At 31.3% G+C, this 23,695-nt stretch carries 20 protein-coding genes and 1 pseudogene; 15 read left to right on the plus strand and 6 right to left on the minus strand.

Features of this window, described 5'->3' with window-relative positions; all coding sequences use genetic code 11:
* Positions 1–301: 301 nt before the first annotated feature.
* The gene (locus tag bsdtb5_RS04465; RefSeq protein ID WP_271714857.1) at positions 302–991 is read left to right on the plus strand and encodes a response regulator transcription factor; all 690 of its coding nucleotides are present in this window, start codon (positions 302–304) and stop codon (positions 989–991) included.
* Positions 984–2,336 (plus strand): sensor histidine kinase, encoded by a 1,353-nt coding sequence (locus bsdtb5_RS04470; protein ID WP_271714858.1) that lies wholly within the window; start codon positions 984–986, stop codon positions 2,334–2,336. The genes bsdtb5_RS04465 and bsdtb5_RS04470 overlap by 8 nt, the downstream gene beginning before the upstream one ends.
* A 481-nt stretch (positions 2,337–2,817) precedes the next feature.
* On the opposite strand, the gene bsdtb5_RS04475 is transcribed toward bsdtb5_RS04470, so the two are convergent.
* Together bsdtb5_RS04475 and bsdtb5_RS04480 are read right to left on the minus strand one after the other, a co-directional pair.
* A complete protein-coding gene (locus bsdtb5_RS04475; protein ID WP_271714859.1) occupies positions 2,818–3,249 on the minus strand; it encodes a helix-turn-helix domain-containing protein in 432 nt (143 codons plus the stop codon).
* A gap of 114 nt (positions 3,250–3,363) precedes the next feature.
* Positions 3,364–3,816, minus strand: coding sequence for a helix-turn-helix domain-containing protein (locus tag bsdtb5_RS04480; RefSeq protein WP_271714860.1), 453 nt, complete (start codon positions 3,814–3,816; stop codon positions 3,364–3,366).
* Positions 3,817–3,970: 154 nt separating this feature from the next.
* Between bsdtb5_RS04480 and bsdtb5_RS04485 the strand changes: the two genes are divergently transcribed.
* The 5 genes and pseudogenes from bsdtb5_RS04485 to bsdtb5_RS04505 all read left to right on the plus strand — a co-directional run bounded on the left by bsdtb5_RS04485 (position 3,971) and on the right by bsdtb5_RS04505 (position 8,059).
* The gene (locus tag bsdtb5_RS04485) at positions 3,971–4,099 is read left to right on the plus strand and encodes a hypothetical protein (protein WP_271714861.1); all 129 of its coding nucleotides are present in this window, start codon (positions 3,971–3,973) and stop codon (positions 4,097–4,099) included.
* A gap of 717 nt (positions 4,100–4,816) precedes the next feature.
* On the plus strand, positions 4,817–4,972 hold the full coding sequence (locus bsdtb5_RS04490) for a hypothetical protein (RefSeq protein ID WP_271714862.1): 156 nt from the start codon (positions 4,817–4,819) through the stop codon (positions 4,970–4,972).
* Positions 4,973–5,047: 75 nt separating this feature from the next.
* Positions 5,048–6,550 (plus strand): recombinase family protein, encoded by a 1,503-nt coding sequence (locus bsdtb5_RS04495; protein ID WP_271714863.1) that lies wholly within the window; start codon positions 5,048–5,050, stop codon positions 6,548–6,550.
* A gap of 27 nt (positions 6,551–6,577) precedes the next feature.
* A pseudogene (locus bsdtb5_RS21875) lies at positions 6,578–6,676 on the plus strand (manganese catalase family protein); the annotation flags it as partial.
* A gap of 312 nt (positions 6,677–6,988) precedes the next feature.
* Positions 6,989–8,059, plus strand: a complete 1,071-nt coding sequence (locus tag bsdtb5_RS04505; protein WP_271714864.1) for a hypothetical protein — start codon at positions 6,989–6,991, stop codon at positions 8,057–8,059.
* Positions 8,060–8,131: 72 nt separating this feature from the next.
* On the opposite strand, the gene bsdtb5_RS04510 is transcribed toward bsdtb5_RS04505, so the two are convergent.
* Positions 8,132–8,815 (minus strand): hypothetical protein, encoded by a 684-nt coding sequence (locus bsdtb5_RS04510; protein WP_271714865.1) that lies wholly within the window; start codon positions 8,813–8,815, stop codon positions 8,132–8,134.
* Between the two features lie 468 nt (positions 8,816–9,283).
* On the minus strand, positions 9,284–10,153 hold the full coding sequence (locus bsdtb5_RS04515; RefSeq protein WP_271714866.1) for a DMT family transporter: 870 nt from the start codon (positions 10,151–10,153) through the stop codon (positions 9,284–9,286).
* A 392-nt stretch (positions 10,154–10,545) separates the two neighbouring features.
* Here bsdtb5_RS04515 and bsdtb5_RS04520 point away from each other — a divergent pair, with 392 nt between their 5' ends.
* Genes bsdtb5_RS04520 through bsdtb5_RS04530 form a run of 3 tightly spaced genes read left to right on the plus strand, consistent with a single transcriptional unit; the run spans position 10,546 to position 14,700 of the window.
* Positions 10,546–13,365 (plus strand): cation-translocating P-type ATPase, encoded by a 2,820-nt coding sequence (locus bsdtb5_RS04520; RefSeq protein ID WP_271714867.1) that lies wholly within the window; start codon positions 10,546–10,548, stop codon positions 13,363–13,365.
* 5 nt (positions 13,366–13,370) lie between these two features.
* Positions 13,371–14,024 (plus strand): potassium channel family protein, encoded by a 654-nt coding sequence (locus bsdtb5_RS04525; protein ID WP_271714868.1) that lies wholly within the window; start codon positions 13,371–13,373, stop codon positions 14,022–14,024.
* Between the two features lie 16 nt (positions 14,025–14,040).
* The gene (locus bsdtb5_RS04530; RefSeq protein WP_271714869.1) at positions 14,041–14,700 is read left to right on the plus strand and encodes a potassium channel family protein; all 660 of its coding nucleotides are present in this window, start codon (positions 14,041–14,043) and stop codon (positions 14,698–14,700) included.
* A gap of 318 nt (positions 14,701–15,018) precedes the next feature.
* Here bsdtb5_RS04530 and bsdtb5_RS04535 read toward each other — a convergent pair whose 3' ends face one another.
* Positions 15,019–15,747 (minus strand): hypothetical protein, encoded by a 729-nt coding sequence (locus bsdtb5_RS04535; RefSeq protein ID WP_271714870.1) that lies wholly within the window; start codon positions 15,745–15,747, stop codon positions 15,019–15,021.
* A 222-nt stretch (positions 15,748–15,969) separates the two neighbouring features.
* Between bsdtb5_RS04535 and bsdtb5_RS04540 the strand changes: the two genes are divergently transcribed.
* The gene (locus bsdtb5_RS04540) at positions 15,970–17,010 is read left to right on the plus strand and encodes a hypothetical protein (protein ID WP_271714871.1); all 1,041 of its coding nucleotides are present in this window, start codon (positions 15,970–15,972) and stop codon (positions 17,008–17,010) included.
* 66 nt (positions 17,011–17,076) lie between these two features.
* Here bsdtb5_RS04540 and bsdtb5_RS04545 read toward each other — a convergent pair whose 3' ends face one another.
* Positions 17,077–17,619: a DUF6143 family protein gene (locus bsdtb5_RS04545; protein ID WP_271714872.1), complete on the minus strand. Its 543-nt coding sequence runs from the start codon at positions 17,617–17,619 to the stop codon at positions 17,077–17,079.
* A gap of 256 nt (positions 17,620–17,875) precedes the next feature.
* On the opposite strand from bsdtb5_RS04545, the gene bsdtb5_RS04550 reads away from it, so the two are divergent.
* Genes bsdtb5_RS04550 through bsdtb5_RS04565 form a run of 4 tightly spaced genes read left to right on the plus strand, consistent with a single transcriptional unit; the run spans position 17,876 to position 23,675 of the window.
* A complete protein-coding gene (locus bsdtb5_RS04550) occupies positions 17,876–19,681 on the plus strand; it encodes a hypothetical protein (protein WP_271714873.1) in 1,806 nt (601 codons plus the stop codon).
* Positions 19,678–21,405 carry a hypothetical protein gene (locus tag bsdtb5_RS04555; protein WP_271714874.1) on the plus strand — a complete coding sequence of 576 codons (1,728 nt, stop codon included), beginning with the start codon at positions 19,678–19,680 and terminating at the stop codon, positions 21,403–21,405. Before bsdtb5_RS04550 ends, bsdtb5_RS04555 begins: the two co-directional genes overlap by 4 nt.
* Positions 21,398–22,099 (plus strand): acylneuraminate cytidylyltransferase family protein, encoded by a 702-nt coding sequence (locus tag bsdtb5_RS04560; RefSeq protein WP_271714875.1) that lies wholly within the window; start codon positions 21,398–21,400, stop codon positions 22,097–22,099. The genes bsdtb5_RS04555 and bsdtb5_RS04560 overlap by 8 nt, the downstream gene beginning before the upstream one ends.
* On the plus strand, positions 22,092–23,675 hold the full coding sequence (locus tag bsdtb5_RS04565; RefSeq protein ID WP_271714876.1) for an aldolase catalytic domain-containing protein: 1,584 nt from the start codon (positions 22,092–22,094) through the stop codon (positions 23,673–23,675). Before bsdtb5_RS04560 ends, bsdtb5_RS04565 begins: the two co-directional genes overlap by 8 nt.
* The last annotated feature ends 20 nt before the right edge of the window (positions 23,676–23,695 follow it).

Raw genomic sequence — 23,695 nt, forward strand, 5'->3', positions numbered from 1 at the left:
ACATGAAAATAGATAGTGAAAATAAGATTGTTGAATATATTATGGATATAGTAAATCCAATAATGGATGGTTTATATAGTGGGATTTGGTAATTTAACATATTAATTTAATGGAGATATGGAAAAAAATCATTATTCAAAATGATAAGTACTAATAGCTGTATAAAAATAAGTTCAATGGTAAAGTGCTTATTTTTACAAATGTGATATACTATTTAATGTGTTAAATGATACAGATAAAATGCTAGAGTTTATAGAAAAGTTAAATGGTAAGTCATAATTTATGGAAGGTTTAATCAAATATGAATAATATTTTAATAATAGAAGATGAGGAAAGAGTATCAGAAGTAGTTAAAGCTTATCTAGAAATAGAAGGGTATAAGGTTTATTGTGTTACAAATGGTATTAAAGGTATTGAACTATTTAATAAAGTAGATTTCAGGCTGGTTATTCTAGACTTATTATTACCGGATATTAGTGGTGAGGAAGTTTGCAAAATATTAAGGAGAAAATCAGATGTTCATATATTTATGCTTACAGCAAAAGTTTCACTTACCGATAAGATAGAAGGTTTAAATGCAGGTGCAGATGAGTATATAACAAAACCATGTAGTCCAAGAGAGCTTACGGCTAGAGTGGATGCATTATTTCGCAGATTAGAATCTAGTAGAAGTAACTTGATTTTGTCAAATGATGGACTTTTATCGATAGATCCAGATAAAAGAGTTGTTACACTAAAAGGTCAAGAAGTTGCTATGACACCAAACGAATTTGATATATTATATACAATAGCAAAAAATAAAGGACGAGTATTAAACCGCGAACAGTTAATCGAACAAGTTTTTGATTTCGGTTTTGAAGGATCTGATAGAACGATAGATGTTCATATTAAGAATATTCGAAAAAAAATTGAAGAAAATACGAGATATCCTAAATATATAATTACAGTAACAAAACTTGGATATAAGTTCGGTGGTGAAAATTATGCATAGTATACGAAGAAGATTGATGTATCTTTTTGTTTTGTGTTGTTTTATAACAGTTATATCATCGACTTTTTTTGTAAACTTAGCAATAACAGAAACATTTAAAAATTATGTATCAAATAATCAACAAAAGAGAAATGAACGATTAGTAAAATATTTTGAAGAAGTATATAGTACTGATCTTAAATGGACAACAAATACAGGAAAAGAACTTCAACATGAAGGTTATATGAGTAATTATTGCTTAACTTTACTTGATAAAGATAAAAAAGAAGTTTGGGCTATGGATCCTAAAGAATTAAAAACGATGACTTCACAACGTTCAGGAGGTGAATATAGAACTACTACTTTTAAAATATACTACAAAGATAATGTTGTTGGGTATCTTATGATAGGGCAATATCAACCTATTTTGATATCAGATGAGGATCAAAATTTTATTAATACCATTAATTTTTATATTGGTATAAGTGTATTTGTAACTATCATAGTATCAATATTAATCAGCTTTTACTTTTCAAAGCAATTTTCAAATCCAATTAAGTCAGTATCGGAAACTTCTGCGCAGTTATCAGAAGGGAACTATAAAGCAAAAGTTGAGACAATAAGTAAAGTAATAGAAATCAATCGTCTTATCAAAAGTATAAATATATTAGGAGAGAAGTTAGAATATCAGGATGAATTACGCAAAAGATTAGTCTCAGATATATCCCATGAAATACGTACCCCTCTCAATATATTTCAAAATAATTTAGAAGCAATGATTGATGGAATATTTCCACCAACAATAGAAAGACTAAATAGTTTGAATGAAGAAGTAATACGTTTTGGAAAATTACTTAATAATCTAGATGTTTTAAAGCAATTTGAAGAAGAACAGACAAAGACCAATTTTGAAAATATTAATTTATATACTCTTATTGAAAATACATGTAAAGATTTTATGATTCATGCACAAAAGAAAAATATTGAGATACAATTTAAGGCTAAAAAAAATATATATGATATCTTAGGGAACAAAGATGATTTAAAAAGAGTATTTATTAATCTATTATCTAATGCTATAAAATTTAATAGAGATTCTGGAAAAATATTAGTTTCTATGAAACAAGACAATCATTATATTGATATATTCATTAAAGATACTGGTGTAGGAATAAAAAAAGAAGATCTCCCATTTGTTTTTGAAAGATTATATCGGGGAGATAAAAGTCGTAATGAAATAGAAGGAACTGGACTTGGACTTACTATAGTAAAAAAAATAATGATATTGCATTCAGCAACTATTGAAGTTGAAAGTATTGAAGATGTCGGAACTACTTTTATTTTAAGATTTAAAAAAAATAAATAATTTATATATAAAAAGCAACTCTTAGCTTGTCAAACAGAGTTGCTTTTTATTAATTATTCATTATAAATTAGTATAAATTTAAAGTTAATTGAATTAATTATATTGAACTATTTATCTATAAATTGATAAATTATTATATTATTCTACATATTTTCTACATATAAAATTCATATTATATAAATGTAGTAATACAAAAGTAAATATTATATGGAGGGTTTTACATGAACAAAATTAAAATATTAAGTATAATAGCTGGTATTGTTGTAATAGGTATAATCGCATATCTAATCTATATGTACGGAATTATGCCTCAGTCTCAAATGTAGAATTAAGTAAAATATAGAAGTAAATCAAACATTAAAAAGATTAGTTTGAAGTGTTTGATTTAGTACTTAAAACTAGAATATCCAGATGTAGATATATAGTCTACATTCTGGATATTTTAATTAGGTTTTTCTCTTTTTCTTATTTATATACTCACTTAAGCTAATAACATTTTTATCTTTTTTTTATTCGGAGTATTTGCTATAGATTCTGTTTGTTTTTCCGGTATATCTAAATATTGCTTTAAAAATTTTAATTCTTCATGTAACTTATAAACTATCTCATTAAGTAAATCAGGATCTAGATTTATAATAGCATTAATAATAATCTTTTGTAAGGGTGTTATTTTATTTCTTTTCAAATTCTCATAAATAGTTATCGAAGGATCAAAAATTGGTCCAATTCCTTGTTTAAGCCATTGCTCGTTTACATGATAATTTTTACAAATAATATCTACAATAGATTCAGGTATTGATATTATCCCTATTTCTATTTGTATTAGATTATTAAGACTAATATTTATGCTTTTAGCAAATTGTTCATGAGATAAATATAAAGTATTCCGCAACTCTTTTATTCTAGTATTCATATATGTTCACCTCATGATGACTTTAACATTAAATTAATACACTAGTAAATATGATGTGTATTAATAATTTCTAAAATATAGGTTGAAAATAAAATGTAGTATTATTTGTATCTTTTACTGAGCCTCTTTATTGTTGCTTGAATGATCAGACAAGTGATTATTTAGATCTCTATTAGTAATTAATGAATCTAATGAGTTATTGCTATTGACTGAAATATAATTATAAGCAATTCCTATAATATAATCTTTTACCGCTGTTCTTCTTACTTCATCAAGTTTAGTATATTCGCTAATTATCATTTTATCTAATTCATCTAAATTGTATTGCTGTGCAAGTTTATCAAGATTATCAGATGATTTCTCAAGGAACATCACACCTATTCCGTTTCTCAACCAAGTATCATTAATATTAAATTCTTTGCAGATTAATAGTATCATTTGGTCTGTTAAATTTCGTTGTCCACTTTCAAGTTTTGATATACCTGCTCCAGTGACACCTAATCTAGCTCCAAACTGGTCTTGGCTCATCTTTAATTCTTTTCTTATTGCTTTTAATCTTGTATTCATTTTTTTCACCCTTTCCGTATTGATGATATCAAAAAAAATAAACTTAGTCAATAAATATAGGCATAATTTCCTTGACTTACTTAGCATAGTCAAGTATAATATTGGCATAGTTAAAATATAACTTGGCGGCGTTAAGAAAAATGGAGGATTACATATGAAAGAAAAAATAATGGTAGTTAATACAGAGTTATTTGAAATAATTAAAGCCTTACAAGTTCTAGAAGAACAAGATAAAAAGCATATTTTACAAGTTATTATGAAAGATACCAAAAGAGCAAAATGAAATACTTTATCTGTTTACGATAGTGCATTAATTTAATGCCTTATCGTAAGATTGATAAAACAATCTTTAATTGAACCTTGAAAATTAAATAAAAGTGTTCTTGACGTTTCAGCTGTGAAGTTATTCTGTAAGCAGCGTGAATTTTCTTTTAATAAATGGTAAAAGATATACGCTTCACATGGATTAACTTCTATGTGCCCGAAAGGCTAAGCGGTGATAGGCCACGCGATGACCACCAAAGGTGTAAGCGGTTAATGGTTTCTATCTAGGTAGGAGTGGTTGCCTACTCGCGATGACCACCAGATGAGATAATGATACTTCTGTATGATAAATACAGCTATCCATAGGAATGGGTAGATCCAAGAAGTTAATTCTTGTGATATGGAGAAAAGACAAAATGTCATAACCGGACTCCTTGAACACTTTGCATGTCTTTATTAAAATATAAAGGCAATGATTTATATAGAGTCCTAGCCACTTCTAGATATTGTAGTGGCTAGGAAATAATTTATTAGCTTTTAATAGAACATAATGAAACTAAATGATCTTATCCTCCCCTCAATCCTTTAGTTCATTATGTTTTATTAAAAGTTAATAAACATATAAATTAACTAAAAAAAGCTGTTATTAATATGTATAACAGCTTTTTTGTTATCTTAGTACATATTGGACAAACAAGCACCATATTTTATAAAGAGGAAATAAGGAGGATTTTTAATGATAAAGAATGATACATATCAAGTAGAAAAAACTGAAATAAATGCTCATTCAATTCGATTTACAGTTATTAATCGGAGACCAAGATCAACGGATAGAGCAAAAGAAAAAATTGAGAGTGAACTATTTAAAGTCTTTAAAAAATATTGTAATTAATTGCAAAAAGAGAAAATGACTGCTATAATTTATGGTGCAGTACTCTTTTTATGCATACATATGGAGGTGTAAATAATGTATGCACTTTATGCTAGACAATCAATTGAGAAAAAAGATAGTATATCAGTAGAAAGTCAAATTGAATATTGCAAATATGAAACCCATGGTGATCAATATAAAGAATATATTGATAGAGGGTATAGCGGTAAAAATACGAATCGACCAGCTTTTGAAGAAATGATTATAGATATTGAGCAAGGAAAAATTTCTAAAGTTGTGGTCTATAAGCTTGACCGAATAAGCAGATCAATATTAGATTTTTCTAATTTAATGGAGATGTTTCAAAAATATCAAGTTGAGTTTATATCCACAACAGAAAAATTTGATACTTCGACACCAATAGGCAGAGCTATGCTTAATATATGTATAGTGTTTGCACAATTAGAAAGAGAAACCATACAAAAGAGAGTTATAGATGCATATTATTCAAGAAGTAAAAGAGGCTTTTATATGGGGGGACGAGTTCCGTATGGATTTAATGTTGAAAATACAGTAATTGATGGAATTAAAACTTCTCAGTATGCTCAAATACCAGAAGAATGTGAACAGATTAAACTTTTATATGCCATGTATTCAGATAAAAAGAATTCACTAGGAGATATTCTTCGATATTTAAATAAGAATAGTATAAAAAATTTGCGTGGTGCAGCATGGTGTACAGCTCGGATAAGTGAAATGTTACGCAACCCTGTTTACGTAAGAGCTGATGCTGATGTATATACTTTTTTTAAAAGTCAAGGAACTAATATTTATAATAACATCTCAGATTTTACTGGATATAATGGCTGTTATTTGTACAAGGGAACAATCTCCTCGACTAGAAAGCAGTGTGATTTAACTAATAAAGAACTAGTGTTAGCACCTCATGAAGGTGTTGTTTCTTCAAATGTATGGCTAAAATGTAGAATGAGATTTTTACAAAACAGACAAGCTACAATCGATAGTAAGGCTAAGAACTCATGGCTTGTTGGTAAAGTGAAATGTGGAAAATGTGGCTATGCATTAACTATTAAGAAGTCGAATACTAAGTGGGAAAGATACTTTGTTTGTAGTGGTAAAGCAACTTTGAAAAATTGCAATGGAACTGGTAAAACAGTATATGCAAAGTTATTGGAAGAATATATGCTTGAAGCTATAAAACAAAAATTAACTGAGTTTAATGTATTAACTGAACAAGATAGGGGAGAGTTAAATCCCAAAATTAATGAAGACAAAATTAAACTTACTAATGTTGAAAATGAAATCAATTCCTTACTTGAAAAAGTAATAGGCGCTAATGATACATTAATGGGTTATATAAATGAAAGAATTGAGAAACTTGATGAAGAAAGAAAAAGATTACAGGAAGAAATTTTAAGTTTTTCATTTAATTCAGAAGACAACTCAGTTCAGGCTATTTCAAATCACATCGAAAAATGGGAAGAACTAACCTTTGAAGATAAGAGGATTGTTGTAGATTCATTAATTAAGATAATATACATAGAAGATGACAATATAGATATTACATGGAATTTTTAGTATTAGTAAAATATGCTTCCAAGTGTACGATTTGGTGAAGCTCTACGCGTTGCGCAAGATAAATTGGATTCAAGAAACTTCTATGCATTTAACCCTGAATTCGATTCAGCAAAGAATTGTAAATAGTAATCTGAGTTTATTATATAGCGTCGAATATTCTTAATTATATTTCTATAATAAAAAGCGCCTAACGTGTGTTGGGCGCTTTTTATAATGTGCTACAGGGAAAAGTACTAGTTACACTGTTTGTGTGATTCAATAGTAGCAGCATATTTATTCTTATAATAGGTTGATAAAATTGTCGTTAATTGATATTATATAGAAATAAAGAGAATATTTTGGAAATATTCATGGCCTTAACTATGCATTAATAAGTTTTACTATAGACTGACTAGGGATAAAGCAGTAGTAGCATGTTAATATGAAGAAGGGGGTAGAATGATGAAACTTACTAGTGTAACAGACTTGTCGCAAGTTAGATTTGATTCAAGTGAAGCAATAAGGAATACCAATACTAGTGTTAGTGAAGAATACAGAGCAGCGGATAAAATAACTTACATACCTTGGGAGGACATGAAGCATCAGGTATCTATTGGTAAGGATGGAAAAGAATTCAGCGTGCCAATTGGATATTATAAGATGAATAATGAGAATCTTACGAGAGACTATATGGATGTATTTTCATCCAAAGCGCAAGGTAAGGATGTTAGTAATTATGAATATTATGTTAAAAATTTTATTACTGATATCACAAAAGATTTTAGTGATAGTAGTAGTGTGAAAAATGATGAAGTATCTATTGAAAAAGGAGTTGGTGATCTTGTATCTGAAATGCAAGAGAATAAATCACTTGGAATTTCGAATGAGATAGGAAATCTAAAAACAAAATTTTCGGTGAATGGAGTTGATTTTACCATTAAGGAATTAATGGACTCTAAAAAGACAATGGATTATGCAACATCAATGATTCCTACTACCGGAAGTGGACTAGATTATATGAATTTTGGAGATATGGGAATAGCAAAAGGTAAAGTAAGAACTTTTGCTGAACAGAATTTAAATAAAGAACAACAAGATCTACTCAATTCAACAATATCTGCAAGAGTAGAAAAAATTATTAATTCAGTACCAGAAAAAGTGAATCCAAACTACTTAAAAGATAAGATTATTGATGAGAACAATAAGTTCTATTCTATTAAGAATACACAAGCGGCAACTAATACAGAGTATGCCAGAAAAATAATGGATACTTTTGAAAATGTCGATTATACTGATATTGATAGTTTTAAAAAAGCATCGCAAGAATATAGAAGACTTATTAAGCCAGTATGCGAATCCTTTGGAGTTATAAATATTGGTAGAAATCAAGCTTTGACGGATGTAATTAATTATGAGATTAACAGATTTGAAAAATTTTATGATGAATCATATCAAAGAGTTTATTTAACACCGGATGAATTTAAAGAGAAAATTAGAACAGCAAAGAATGTGATAGATATTTATAGTTAAATAGAATAAGGGGTGTTTCAATATCAATGTACAAGATTAACTTAAGACATTGGTATTAAAACAGCCCCTTGTTTATTTATGAGTAATTTGATTAATCTGAACTGTGGTATCACCAGAGAAGGATACTCCAGCGCCTTCTTTTGAATATCTCAAGGTAATATAATTGACAGCATCATTCGATTTTTTGACTGGTGATATGGAACCATTCTTAGGATAGTCTAAATGTTTGGCAAGTAGATCCCAGTAATTCTTTAATTTCTTTTTGACATCTGGCTTAATATCTTTAATCTTATCTCCACTTAGCCAAGTGGTACAGGTAGTCTTTCTAATATCCACCCAGTCATTACCAGTTCCATACAATTTGTTAATATGATCCTTTATTTTATTACCATCCACGTTTTTATAGGTAAGACTTACATAGGTAAGATAGCTTGATTTGTAGGGAAACCAGTCTTCACTAGGCTTATCACAGATTTCTAATGAAACAGTAGCATTATAACCGAATTCTTTGATTTTATTTTTTAGTGTAACTATAGTAATTGGCTTTTCGTAATCATATGTTACACCATCTACCCCATTCTTAATATTAAGAGTTTTCTCAATTTCTTCTAATGACATTCCCCAATATAATTCTTTCATAGGTGGTTGAAATCCATATTTTCTTTGTGATGGTGCTTTATTATGGATGGTACAGCCAGTTAGTAGTAAGCAGATGGAGCAAAAAAGAATAAAAGGTGTTACGATATTGTGTCGCATGATTGAAGCCTCCCTCTTGCATATTCATCGCAGATGAAATCACTAATATCACTCTAAATGAGTAATTAACTTATATAAATAATAACTCCTAATACAAATAATGTAAACATCTATATCTAGCGATACATTATATTTTAAAGTCTTGTCCACAAGTTTGTTAATAGTTATCTACATTTTGTGGATAACTATGTTGAAATCTATAGATATAGGGAGTCAATCAGACTTTTAATTTAGATAATCATACAAGGATTTGTAAATGTGTGATTAAAGAATATAAAAATGAAACACACTCTTTGGGAGAAAGAGTGTGTTTGGAAGGGGGAGTATCAACATTAATAGTGAATACTATTATTGATATTTTTATTATACAATTTTTTGTTTTTTTCGTCAAGTGATAACTTTTAAATATTTTATAAACTTCTAAATATTTTATAAACAATAGATATAAGTTATTGCTTGAGTCTGATGCTACTTTGTTTTTAACAAACTAAGTAATACCCCAGCAATAATTAAAATTGCACCAATCACGATATTTGTTGTAATGGTTTCTCCTAAAAATACGATTCCAAGCAGGATGGAGACAAGAGGTTGTACTGGATAAAATGCAGAACAAGTTCCAGCTTCCAATATGGAAAGACTCTTGTTCCAAAGGACATATGCAACGCCTGTACATATAATACTCATATATAGAAGCGCAATGACTGATTCAATATCAATATGTATACTATTAGAAGTTATCATCTCACTTATACTGATTGGTAGATTGCATAGTGCTGCGATAATCAAGCCATATAGAGTAATCTGTAAGGAGTCATATTTTTGTGTAACCTTACGCATAAAGACAGAAACCAAGGACCAAGTAAGAACAGAGAATATTGAAAAGACAATTCCAACAATCTGTCCATTGGCACCACCACCTCCAATAATCAGATAGACACCTATTAATGCAAGAACAATGCTTCCGATTTTCTTAAGCGTTAGTTTTTCCTTTAATATAATTGACGCCATTATCATTATTACTACTGGATTTAAAGAGTTTACTAAAGACGCGTAAGAAGCACTAGATAATTTAGTGCCAATTAATTGTGCACTGACTGATATAAAATAACCACCTATTCCAACTAAAGCAATGTATTTATAGTCACCTTTTTCGACTCTTTTTAGTTTTTTCTTTCCTAAGATAAAATATAATGAAATACTAGCAATTAAAAATCTTAAAAATAGAATCGTAAACGTTGGAATTTTTCCTAATACAAATTTACTAACTACATATAAGCTTCCCCATATACCAAAAACTAATAATAAGTAAAGATAAGCAATATGATTTGATTTCTTCATAATTATGTCTCGCCTTTCGTAAAATCAACATTAAGTCACTCATAAAACCCTAGCTATTTTAAATCTAATGCTATTATCTGTCAAGAAACCAATACCACGAAATTATTAATTTCTAGAAGTAAGACTCAGTATGAAATAACACGATCGATACAAGAAAAAAGCAGAAAAATAGGAAATTAACCATATGGAATTTTTAGGTAAGTAGGTGTATAATACACACAACCAAGTGTATTATACTTTACACAATAGAGTTAAGGAGATGAGTCTAAAAGGTAAAATATTAAATCATAGTATTATCAAAGCAAACCAAGAATATATTTAATTCGTTAAATATAGTTTACGATTGGAGTTACAGAAGTTTTTAAATCTTTAGAAAGAAGGTTTGGACAATAGTGGGAGAAAGTACACAGTCAAAAACGAAAGATAATATTTATAAATTACCAACAGACAAAGTATATGAAGTATTAGGAACTACCCCTGGTGGGTTAAGTAAAGAGGTAGCAGAGCAAAGGCAAAAAGAACATGGTAAAAATATTATTGAAACAATTAAGAAAAAGTCAGCTCTGCTTACATTCCTAGCAAATTTTACTCATTTAATGGCTATTTTACTATGGGTTGGTGGTCTAGTTGCATTTTGGGCTGATATGCCACAACTTGGTGTTGCAATCTGGTTAGTCAATGTCATTAACGGAGTATTTAGTTTTTGGCAGGAAAGTCGTGCGGATAAAGCAACCGAAGCTTTAAAAAATATGTTACCTTCTTATGCCAGAGTTCTTCGTAGTGGGGAAGAACAAAAAATATTATCTGAAGACTTAGTTCCTGGAGATATTATTCTACTAGAAGAAGGCGACAAGATATCCGCAGATGCCAGAATTATTGAATGTAGTGATTTTCAAGTAGACCAATCTACTCTAACAGGAGAATCGAATCCAGTTAGAAAGACGAAAGATGCGATACTAAAAGATGATTTAACGCATGCAGAGATACCAAATCTCATTTTTGCAGGTACCAGTGTTGCTGAGGGTAATGGTAAAGCCGTTGTCATGGATATAGGAATGCATACGGAATTTGGTAAGATTGCATATTTAACACAAAACATGCAAAAGGAAAATAGTCCTCTTCAAAAAGAATTGAATCGTGTAACAAAGCAAGTTTCTATCATTGCTATATCATTTGGAGTTGTTTTCTTTTTTGCGTCTACTTTCCTTGTGAAAGAATCGGTAGCAGCTTCCTTTATCTTTGCATTAGGTATGGTAGTTGCATTTATACCAGAAGGATTACTTCCAACTGTAACATTGGCGCTTGCTATGGCAGTACAACGTATGTCTAAGAGAAATGCTTTAGTGAAGAAATTATCTTCTGTTGAAACCTTAGGTAGTACCACAGTAATATGTACAGATAAGACTGGTACCCTTACACAGAATGAGATGACTGTTAGTCACCTATGGTTAGCAGAAAAGCAATTTAGCGTATCAGGTGTTGGATATGCACCATCAGGTGATATTTTGCTGAGCAATAAGAAAGTAATGGCAAGTGAGGATGAGGATTTAAGATTATTATTATCTGCTGCAGCATTATGTAGTAATGCAAGGTTATTACCTCCAGGTGAAGAATCTGCCAGGTACACAGTACTAGGAGATCCAACCGAAGCTTGTTTAGGTGTAGTTGCTGAAAAAGCTGGAATAGATGTAAAAAAACAAAGTGAATTAACTCCAAGACTTCGTGAGTTACCATTTGAATCACGTCGTAAGAGAATGACTACCATTCACCAATTAGAGAAGCCAATGGAGGGTACGAATCGTATTGCTTATGTAAAAGGAGCACCAAAGGAAGTTATGAAACTAAGCGATTCCATTCGTGTAAATGGAACCATTATTCCAATGGAAGAGGAAATGCGTAATAAGATTATGGAGGCTAATGATAATTATGCTCGTAAGGGGCTTCGTGTACTTGCAGTAGCTTATCGTTTGATTCACAAAAATGATGATGTTCCCAAAAATATGAGTGCCTATACTCCTGAGATTATTGAAAAAGAATTAGTCTTTGTTGGCTTAATTGTAATGGCAGATCCTCCAAGACCAGAAGTAGCAAGTGCAGTAGAAGAATGCCATAGAGCTGGAATTCGTATCATAATGATAACAGGTGATTATGGACTTACTGCTGAAAGTATTGCAAAACGTATTGGAATAGTAAAAGGAAAGCATCCAAGAGTTGTATCAGGATTAGAGCTAGAAGCATTAACAGATGAGCAGCTAAAAGAGTATCTAAAGGATGAGATTATCTTTGCACGTGTTGCACCAGAACAGAAATTAAGAGTTGTTACAAACCTACAAGAGATGGGTGAGATTGTAGCGGTTACTGGAGATGGTGTAAATGATTCTCCAGCTCTTAAAAAAGCAGATATCGGTGTTGCGATGGGTATTGCTGGTACCGATGTGGCCAAAGAAGCAGCAGATATGATATTAACTGATGATAATTTTGCATCCATTGTTCATGCAATTGAAGAAGGTCGCGCAGTTTATAGTAATATACAGAAATTTATGTTATACATATTGAACTCTAATATGCCAGAAGCGGTTCCATCAGCACTTTATTTATTCTCGAAAGGTGCTATTCCATTGCCACTAACGGTAATGCAGATTCTTACCATAGACCTAGGTACAGATATGTTACCAGCACTCGGATTAGGAACAGAGAAACCAGAAGAGGGTATTATGAACCAACCACCAAGGAAGCAAAATCAACCTTTATTACATAAAAAGCTAATAATTAAAGCATTTCTATGGTATGGATTATTAGGATCAATAGGATCAACAATATCTTATTTCTTTGTTAACATACAAAATGGATGGCCATCTGTACCACTTGCAGGAGATGGAAGCGATATTTATCTAAAAGCTACAGCAATGGCACTTGCAGCAATTGTATTTACTCAGATTGGTGCTGTATTTAATTGTCGTACTGAGAAGCAGTCAGTATTTAAAGTTGGTTTATTTAGCAACAAGAGGGTTAACTTTGGTATTGTATTTGAAATAATGCTGATATTCCTTTTTGTTTATTTACCACCACTTCAATCTGTTTTTCATACTGCAGCCCTTGATCTAACCGATTGGCTATTCTTATGTATATGGCCACCACTAATCTTATTACTCGAGGAACTAAGAAAACGAATTGTTCGTAATAAAGAAGCAATTAAAGTTAAAGAAGGGTGATCATTATGAAGGTAATTGTAGTAGGTTTAGGAAGGATGGGAATTGGATTATCGCTTAACTTAATGAAAAAGGGACACCAAATCACTGTGATTGATTCCAATCCAAGCGCGTTTGAAAAATTAGGGAAGAACTTTAATGGAACCAAAATAGTAGGAATCGGATTCGACAGAGAAGTATTAACTGAGGCTAGAATTGATCAGGTGGATGCGGTTGTATCTTGTACCTCAAGTGATGAAGCAAATGCTGTTATTGCACGTATTGCTAGAAATATCTACCGCGTGCCACGTGTTGTTGCAAGACTCTATGATTCCAGAAAAGCAGATATTTATCGAAGAATTGGTATACAGACCATATCAACTACTACCTGGGGGATTGAAAGAGCAACAGAGATTCTATCCTATCATCAACTAGATAGTGTTTACGAAATGGGGAATGGCAATGTGAATCTTGTACGAATTGAAGTACCATCTCTGTTGGTAGGTCGTAGTGTTAACGAGATTATTTCAATTGGAGAGATTCATGTTGTTGCAATCAGTCGTAATAATAGGACATTTATCCCTACTAGCGGTACAATCCTTGAGGCCGAGGATATTCTATATATTTCAGTGATATCTTCTGCAACGGATAAATTAAAATCCATGATGGATTTAATTGGATAGAGGGGGAGGAATCAGAATGAAAGTTATAATTATTGGTGGCGGTCAGGTAGGAGCATATCTTGCATCCTTATTATATTCGAATGGTCATGAGATAAAAGTAATTGAGCATAGAGAAAATATATTTAATAAATTAGAGACGGAATTTCCAGAGGGAACGATTCTATTAGGTAATGGTTCGGACCCTGAGATGCTAGAAGCAGCAGGTATTGATTCAGCAGATGTAGTAGCAGCAGTAACTGGTGCTGATGAGATTAATCTGGTAGTATCTACTCTAGCTAAGATGGAATTTGGTGTGTCACGTGTGGTTGCACGTGTAAACAATCCTAAGAATACCTGGTTATTCAATAGTGGAATGGGTGTTGATGTTGGGGTAAATCAAGCGGAGCTAATGGCACATTTTGCAGTAGAAGAAATGAATCTAGAAGATATGTTTACCTTATTAAAACTAAGTCGTGGAGATTATTCTATCGTTCAAATTAAGGTTCAACAAAATGCGAAAGCAACAAATAAGTTATTGAAAGACCTCTTGATTCCAAAGAAGACCGTATTGATTGCAATAACGCGAGAAGATTCTACATTGATTCCAAAAGGTGATACACAGATATTGGTAGATGATGATATCTTAGCATTAGCAGATGAAAATAGTCGTATTGAATTAAAAGAGATCTTTGGATAGGCGCTAACATGAAAAAGTCCCTTATTGTAGTTTACTCTTGAATATCACTGTATAAATATGCGTGCTGTTTTTCGTTAAAGAAGTATAAGAAAATCTAAATGAAGAAGGAATCCTTCAAACATAATCAGATGGAGTGAACTCGCTGGAAAACGCTCAGACAGCACTCCTTCTGATTATTGAAGGATTCCTTCTTCATTAAGATTTTCTAATACTCTTTAAAACAAAAATACTGCACGCATATTTATACAGTAATATTCATTATACTTTTTGAAAGGGACTTTTTCAGTGACCTCAGAATAAGCTAGGGACTTTTTTATTTTATTTAATTCTGGCTCCGATTAGTTTAATATATTGTCCTTCCTCTAGCGTTACTTCAAGATCTTTATCAATGGTATAGGTTGATAGAATAGAGTCAGTGTTATGTAAGCTGTCCTTCGTAATCTCAACGTAAGCATAGCCTTCCACATTCCCATTATTAATTAAAGTATATTTACCTGCTGGAATATGAAGCCCTACCTTGTACATACCATCTTTTGTTGTATCAAGTTCGATATTTTCACTTATTGGTCTGGCATAAGCACCTTTTAATGTAAGAAAAGTTCCGTCTTCTATTGTAGCTATGGTATTGTTACTAAAAGTTTCATCTAAGATAATATCGCCCATGCTGTCACTTGCAGTTTTACTTAGTATCATATGAGCATTAGCACCATCACTAGAGATTATTACATACTCACCGGCTGGAATATCGGTTCCAACTTTGTATAAACCATCATAGTAGTTGGTAACTTCTGTTGGATTTTGAGTTGGTGATTCTTTTTTTGTTAAATTTTTATCTGTTTCTTTTGAAGATTCATTTTGAGGTTGCGCTTTTCTTACTGTAGGACTTAAGGAAGCAGAGGTATCACTTGCTGTGATACTTTTGGAATTCTCATTGGATTTGCCTACGGTAATCCATACTAATAGAAGAATTATTGATAAAGAAGCAACTATAACAATAGTATTAAGTATTATTTTACGGTTTAAAATATTCTTATTTTTCTTTTTCATTTTACCTGCCTCACTTATTGTTATTTACATAAATACACATATATAATACCAAAGATAACCAATATAATACAAGTGTTTTATTTAACTTAATAGAGAGGTATATTTTTTTGGAAAAGGAAGTAGAAAATTGTCATATTGAAAATAATGTTAAATTGGTATAATATAGTATTATCATGGATGAATGAGATTAAATGGTCATGTGATAACAAGGGAGGGTAAAACATGAAAATTGGAAATACACAAAATCAAGACACTTCTAACATCTATATAAGTAATAGTGAAAGTCATAATAACTTAAGAGCAAGAAATAGTTCTAATAATAAGAAAAAGCAAGTGAAAGGTGGAACTATATTTGCAGGTGATTTAAACATAAGCCAGCAAGAGAATAGCACCATGAAAAAAGTTCGAGCACAGAAAGCAGCACTTAAGGCTATTATGGATCAAAATAAAAAAGAATTAAAGATTGATGATAATTTATCAAATAGAGAGAAACATAGAACGGAATTAGCGAATGAGGCAAAAGCGAATCTTGATGAAGTTGATAAAATAGATGGATTGAAAAAGCAATTAAAAGATGCGTATCAAGTAGCGGATGACAGTCCTGAACAGAAAAATCTTGAACTACTTGAAAAGAGCATGGATCCCAATCAGACATTAACGGACGATGAAATGAATCAGTTAAAACAGATGGGGCCACTTACTGAGTATCAAAAAAATGCAATTGAGTATGATGCAATGCAGCAAATATGGCAGAAGCGAGCAGATGATGCACTCAATGAAAGAGCTAATGAGGGAAAATCAATTGAAGCGATCAAACTTGGGCGTCTTAAGACTCATGAGATGCTTGATTGCCAAAAAGAAGCAGCAGATATTATAGATAAAGTTAACAAAGAAATACTCGGAGATCTTTATAAAGAAGCAAAAGATAAGCTTGATGACAAGATTAAGAACAAAGATGATAAAGATAAGGATAAAAAGGACGATACAGCTAATAAGAAAGATGATGTCAAAGATGAAAAAGGAAAGACAGCAGAGGCTAGTAACGATAAAACAATACAAAAGCCTAATGTGCCTCATCAAGAAGATAATAATCTAGTAAATAATAATGCAGTAAAGAATAATAATCCCGCTAACGATCCAAATCAAATACAAAATATAGATAACACACTACAGCAACTACAAACAGAAATGAAATATGTTGTAAAGAATAACAAAATGTTATTAGAAGATATTAAAGGAATCGCTCTTGATGAGCAAGTATAATTAATAATAAGGTTAACCTCTAGATTGTATGAGAATACAATCTAGAGGTTTTTTTATTAAGTAGAACTATAGTTTACAAGTATATTTTTCAGTCCAAAATCCATAAGCAATATCAGCTTGGATATCAGTATCAGTAGGTGGAACTAAAACGAGCATAAAATTGCTACCAGGAGGAATGACAAACTTACCATCTTTTTCGTTCGCTAGAGTAGATTCTGCGGGAATCATTCTTGTGTAAGCTTTTACTCCACCTTGAATTGGTTCTTTAAATTGTCCTGTAATAAATTTGATTTTAGATACTGGCTGTGGAATTGTTACTAGGTTAGCTGGAGTAATATTTTCTACAATACTACCACCACTTGGTATTCTAGCATTCATATAAGGACGTGATTTAAATGCAATTTTTGATGTATTTGTAATAGTAGAGACACTGATAAACAAATTTACACCAGAATGTATCGGATTATATAAAGAACCAAAAGCATAAGTATCATGCCCAAAGGTTATTAATTCAGATTGACCAAGAAAGTATCTACCTTGAAATGATTGATAGATCGGGTTATCGATGGTAACTACTTTTTCATAGTCACGAGATAATTCAGTATACATAGAGCCTCCTATCTGCTACGTATCTCACTACATAATTAGCTGGAGATAACAATAGCTTTTCTATATAAGAATAGATTCAGTAAGTAAAATTCCTACTAATCTATAATATGATAATATTCGTCAGGTGTTCAAAGAACTAAGGTTTATCTTAACTTTACATAACTTTCACTGAATTTAACAATCTATAGATAAAGTTTTAACATAGGAAAGCTATACTAAAACAATAAAAGATACTTCGATATGACAAGGAGCCTCTATGAAGAATAATATACAAATTAATATAAAAAAGAAAATATATCATATATTGTCAGGTGGTAATGCGGATATTGCTTTTTATACGGATGCCTTTTTATCAAGCAATAAAGAGTGGGTAATGAAGAAACCGATACGTTTTGCCATTCAACTAATTAAGATAAATATTGATTGTAGACTTCCATTTAAAAAATATATTATTAAGGGGTTGGTTCCAGGGAAAAAGTGTATTGCAAGAATTCATAGACGGCCCAAGGTGTATCAATATGCTACTGCAATCATGCGTTATCCTTGTATTATAACAGATGTTTTTGGTTCGTTATTAGAACTAACAGCAGAGTTTGAGGAAATATACAGCAAGATTGAAGAGGAGTATCAGATTCCAGGTTTTGCAGTACTTCGTAAGAAATTAGATAGTCCATATAAAACTATTGAGGATATATATGATGAAATTGGAAGAAGGTGTAACATGTCGATTTCAAAGGATATTGAATTGGATATGTTAAAACGTCATATTGTTATGAACCCATATTTAAAGAAAGCCTTTGAAATAGCATCTTATAATGGAACTTTAATCATTGGTATCTTAGAAACAAGCTATTCAAGAGAAGATATTCAAAATATATTAACTAGTGTGTGTATACAATTATCGGATATTATAGTCTCAAGTGAGCGAAAATTATCTTTACGGAAAATGATATTAGAATACAGGGATTCTTTTTGGAAAATGAAAAATAATGTAGATAGTAATAGTGAAGTAGATGATATTGCAATTGTTAGCGCAAATTATAATAAAGCACTAAAACATATTAGAAGATATGGATTAGTACCTATCTATTATCGATCACCAAAAGAGATTATGGATAGTATTCCTTTACCTGAGTTAACAAAGGAATTTAGTAAATTATATCAAACAATTGTAGGTATGGAACTCTTTAGCGGGCAATATAATCACAAAAATATTTATGAGTTAACATATCTATATTTAGCACCTATTGTATTCACTTTATTGCAAAAAACATACATACAAGCTAGGAAGAATGGTGGTAAAGTAATTGCACTTTGTGATACAGAATGTATATTTATTACGCTTTATGAACGTTATTATGGAAACATTACGCCAATTCCATGGTCTGGACTTTTTGGAACAAATGCACGAACTAGAATAGAATGGGAAAAATTATTGGAAGATTGTTATATTATTCAAAATTATCCTGCTGACCGTGTGGCATATTCCTTAGGTTTTGGATATAGAAGTCAAATGATAAGAAATTGTAGTGAAGATTTTATTGAACAGGCATTGGTACAAGCAAGGAAAAAAGAGAAAGCTGATATAAAACAGTATGTTAGGAGTTATCTTGAAAATGATGAGAGGTTAGTGATTGTTGACCCTATGCCAGGATTATATTCGATTAATACTTTTAAAGAATCACTACATGAAATAGATGAACATATCGAGTTAGAAGAGATAGCATTAAGTAGTTATCTGAAAAAGAGCGCAAAAGAACTTAATATTCTTCATCAGGTGCTACAAATGGATACGCCTTATATTAGTGGAATATATGGAGAATGTGGAGGACAGGATAATTATCTGACAAGGGAAATTACTTTTATACAGCCAAAATTCCTTGATGAGGTAAAAAAGGAAACCATTTATGGAGCATTGGACGATTATTGTAAAGCATTTCGAACTTATGAACGAAGAAACAATAATGTAGAGATAAGCGCAAAAGATATGAACCAGATCTTAGAGTATTCAATGGCTGGATTAATTCAATTAGAGGAATTACTAGGAGGGGGAGCCGTATGATATTATATCATGCTTCAACAGCGTATCAAGTATTATGTTGTCTCGTACATAAATTGGCTTATAACCGAAAGGATGAGGCAGTGTTAATGATAGTAGAACATATGCTTCCAAAAGCAAAATTAGAGCAATTTATGAATAAAATAAAAGAATATGATTGGTTTGTAGAGATAATATCCGTACCAGAAAGTTCTATCCGTTTATGCCATGGAAGACCACTAAACATAGACAGTAGTGAAAATGAGATATTAGAGGTGATCCATAATATTTGTAATGAAGTGGATGGATGGTATAAAAGCGGATTTCTTAGATTTCGAGACATCTATCTAGCTTCAGATCAATGGTCTGTTGGAGTTTATTTATTATATCACAAGATTCCATATCATTATTTAGAAGATGCGAGCGGCATGTTAGGGGATGAGGAACGTTATCTTAACATAATACGCCAGATTAATCTTACGAACTATGTATTAGGAAATTATCTAAAAGGTGCTGGAAGAAGTGATAATGTAATCAGCAAGTTGTGTGATCTAAGAAATCAACCGAATGGATTCAAAGATGATAAAGCAGTAGATTTCTCTATTTATCATATTGTAAGTGAATTACCAAAGGAGTTAATTAATGACTTATTAAAATTGTATGGTGCAAAGAGGTATAGGTTGGAAGACAGCGAGCAAATAGTGGTCTATATGACGCAATTCTTAAGAACGCTCACAATAAAGAACCTAAAAGTACAAGAATCTATTACAACATTATTAATTGATTACTTTGCAAAGGATTCCAGAGTGATTATCAAGCCTCATCCGAAAGATCGTTGGATTGATTATCCAGGTCTCATACCAGAGGCATATGTATTAGAAAGGGATCTTCCATCAGAACTTTTACCCTTTGTATTCGAAGGAAAAATAGATCTAGTTCTGACCGCCAGCTCTACTTCAATTGGTGGTATGGCATATGTAGCCAAGAATTCTATTAGTTTTGGAACTGATGTTGAATATCACTATGAGAGACTACATCTGATGTATGCAGTAGCAAAAATAATTAATGAAATCTATAGGGAACAAGTAATTATTACACACAATATAAAAAGCATACAGTTAGAACATTTTTTATCTATGTATTCTAGAACGTTTAAAATCAATTCACCGAGTGAAGCAGTATTTGAATTAGATAAATCAGGTAATATCTATGTTGATGGAGGTCATTATTCGGTAGGAGATGCATGCAAAAAACAATATTTAATAAATGAAAAAAATGATGTTCTAATCTTTCTAAATTATAGACAACGATATGAATTTTTTATGAATACGGAGTTACAAACCAATAATTTTATTGTAATATCCGTTGATATAAAACATTCCAGTATTTCTACAAAAGATATTTGTTATGGACTAGAGGAAGAAACAGGTGTTGGTTTAAAATCAGTACTAAAAAATGATATCTGGGTGTATTGTGAGAAAGAGGAAGAGAGGAGGAGAATATTGGATATGCAGGAAAGAAAGACGTTGAAATATTCTGGCCTTGAGGTGGAGATTAGTAGCAAGGAAGCAACCTATTTCATGATACTAAATGGCAAGATGAAAGCAATGCAATATGCTCTGCAGCAAAAAGAAAATGAGGAGCAAAATATTGTTTTAAATAAGATGAAAGAAGTAATAAAACAATATCAAGAAGAAGAAATGATAAAGCGAATCTTATTAGAGGAAGAAGGAATTATATATGAATAACGTAGTAGCAATTGTGCCTATCAAGATGAATAACGAAAGATTACAGGGTAAGAACACCAAGACATTTACAAATGGTGAACCTCTAATTCATTATATATTAGAATCTTTATTAGAAGTAAAAGGAATTGATGAAATCTATGTATATTGTAGTAATCCGATGATTAAGGATTATCTACCAAATGGTGTTAAGTATTTAAAGCGTAGTGAATTATTAGATAGTAAAGATACACTTATATTAGAAGTTCTAAAGTCATTTGCTATGGATGTGAAATCGAAATATTATGTATTAACTCATGCTACAGCTCCTTTTTTAAAAGGAGATACTATTCAAAAGGCTCTTGATATGGTGTTAAGTGGGGAATATGATTCAGCACTAAGTGTCACTGAATTGAAAGAGTTCCTATGGAAAGAGAATAAGCCTATGAATTTTGATAGAAGCAAAGTACAAAAAACACAGGACTTAGATCCAATATATTCTGAGACAACAGGGTTATATATCTATTCTCACGATTTAATTATGAATGAGGAGAGAAGGACAGGAGATCATCCATATCTTGCAGTAGTTGATAAGATAGAAGCGACAGATATTAATGAACCTATTGATTTTGAGATTGCGGATGCTATATTCAAGGAGAAGCAACGTCGTGAAATTATTCAAGTAATTAGAGAAACTAGAGGAGAGTCGTATGAATAGGATAAAACTTTTAGATTGTACCTTAAGAGATGGCGGTTACGTAAACAATTGGAAGTTTGGTAAGAAGACAATACAAAGCATTCTTAAGCGTCTATCCATATCCAATTTAGATATTATTGAATGTGGATTTTTAACAGATAAAATATATGAAGAAAACTATTCCTTGTATTCCGACACTCTAGACATCAGTCCCCTATTGGTAAATAAAAATGAAAATACATTATATGTTGCAATGATTGCAATAGGAGAAAAAGAAATACATCCAAAGAGATTATCACAAGCGAAGGATTCTGTAATAAAAGGAATCCGTCTTACTTTTCATTTGAATGAAAAGAAGAAAGCATTTGAATATGCTAAAATCCTTATGGAAAAAGGATATCTTGTGTTTATACAGCCAGTAGGTTCCTCTAATTATAGTGATGGTAATCTTCTTACTCTAATCAAAGAAGTGAATTCTTTAAAACCATATGCTTTCTATTTTGTAGATACATTAGGTACGATGTATCAAAACGATATTGTGCATATGCTATCTCTCATTGATAAAAACCTAGATGATGGTATCGTTCTAGGTTATCATTCTCATAATAATCTACAACTTGCCTTCTCCAATGCGCAGGAAATGATGCGTTTTCCAATGAAAAGGGATATTATAATGGACTGCTCCGTATATGGAATGGGTAGAGGAGCGGGTAACTTATGTACAGAACTAATAACGGATTATATCAATCATTCTATCGAGAAAAGGTATGAAGTCATTCCTCTTCTTGAAATCGTAGATGAGTGTCTAATACCAATATACAGTAAAACTCCATGGGGGTACTCCGTTGGCTATTTCTTAGCCTCCACAATGTGCTGTCACCCAAATTATGCATCACATTTATTAGCAAAACAAACTGTTCCCGTGCGTATTATTGGAAGCCTACTGGATCAGATACCAGAGGATAGAAGAAAAACGTATGATAAAGAGTATATTGAAGGAATCTATCAGAAGTATCAAGAACATGATGTGAATGATATGGAGGAAATAGAATATTTACGACATGAACTAGCTGGAAGAGAGATTCTAGTGTTAGCGCCTGGTAGGAGTATCAAATCGAAGAAAAAGGCAATTAAATCATATATAAAAGAAAATAAACCTTATGTGATTGCAATTAACAACATTCCAGAATATCCAGTTGATCTTGTCTTTATTGGAAGTGAGAGAAGGTATAAGTTGATGAAGGATAAATTAGGCGATTACAATATATTACTAACTTCCAACATCACGGAGCGAACAGAAAATGCAAGAATTGTAAATTATTCTGATCTACTAAATTCGTCTATAGATGTTTCGGATAGTACTGGAATGATGTTGCTAAAGCTATTAGTAAAAGTCTCTGTTAAGAAAGCTATATTAGCAGGGTTCGACGGCTTTAAGAAGAATCCAGTATGGAATTATTGTGATGAAAATATGATAGGCTCCATAGATTCAGAAGCATTGAGTAAGAAAAATAAAGCGATGAATGTACAATTGAATAAGAGAAGTAAGGAAATGAAAATAAGTTTTTTAACACCAACAAAGTATAAAATAGATTAATATTTATTGATATGAAGCTA

The sequence above is a fragment of the Anaeromicropila herbilytica genome, assembly GCF_016591975.1.
Lineage (GTDB): Bacteria > Bacillota > Clostridia > Lachnospirales > Lachnospiraceae > Anaeromicropila > Anaeromicropila herbilytica.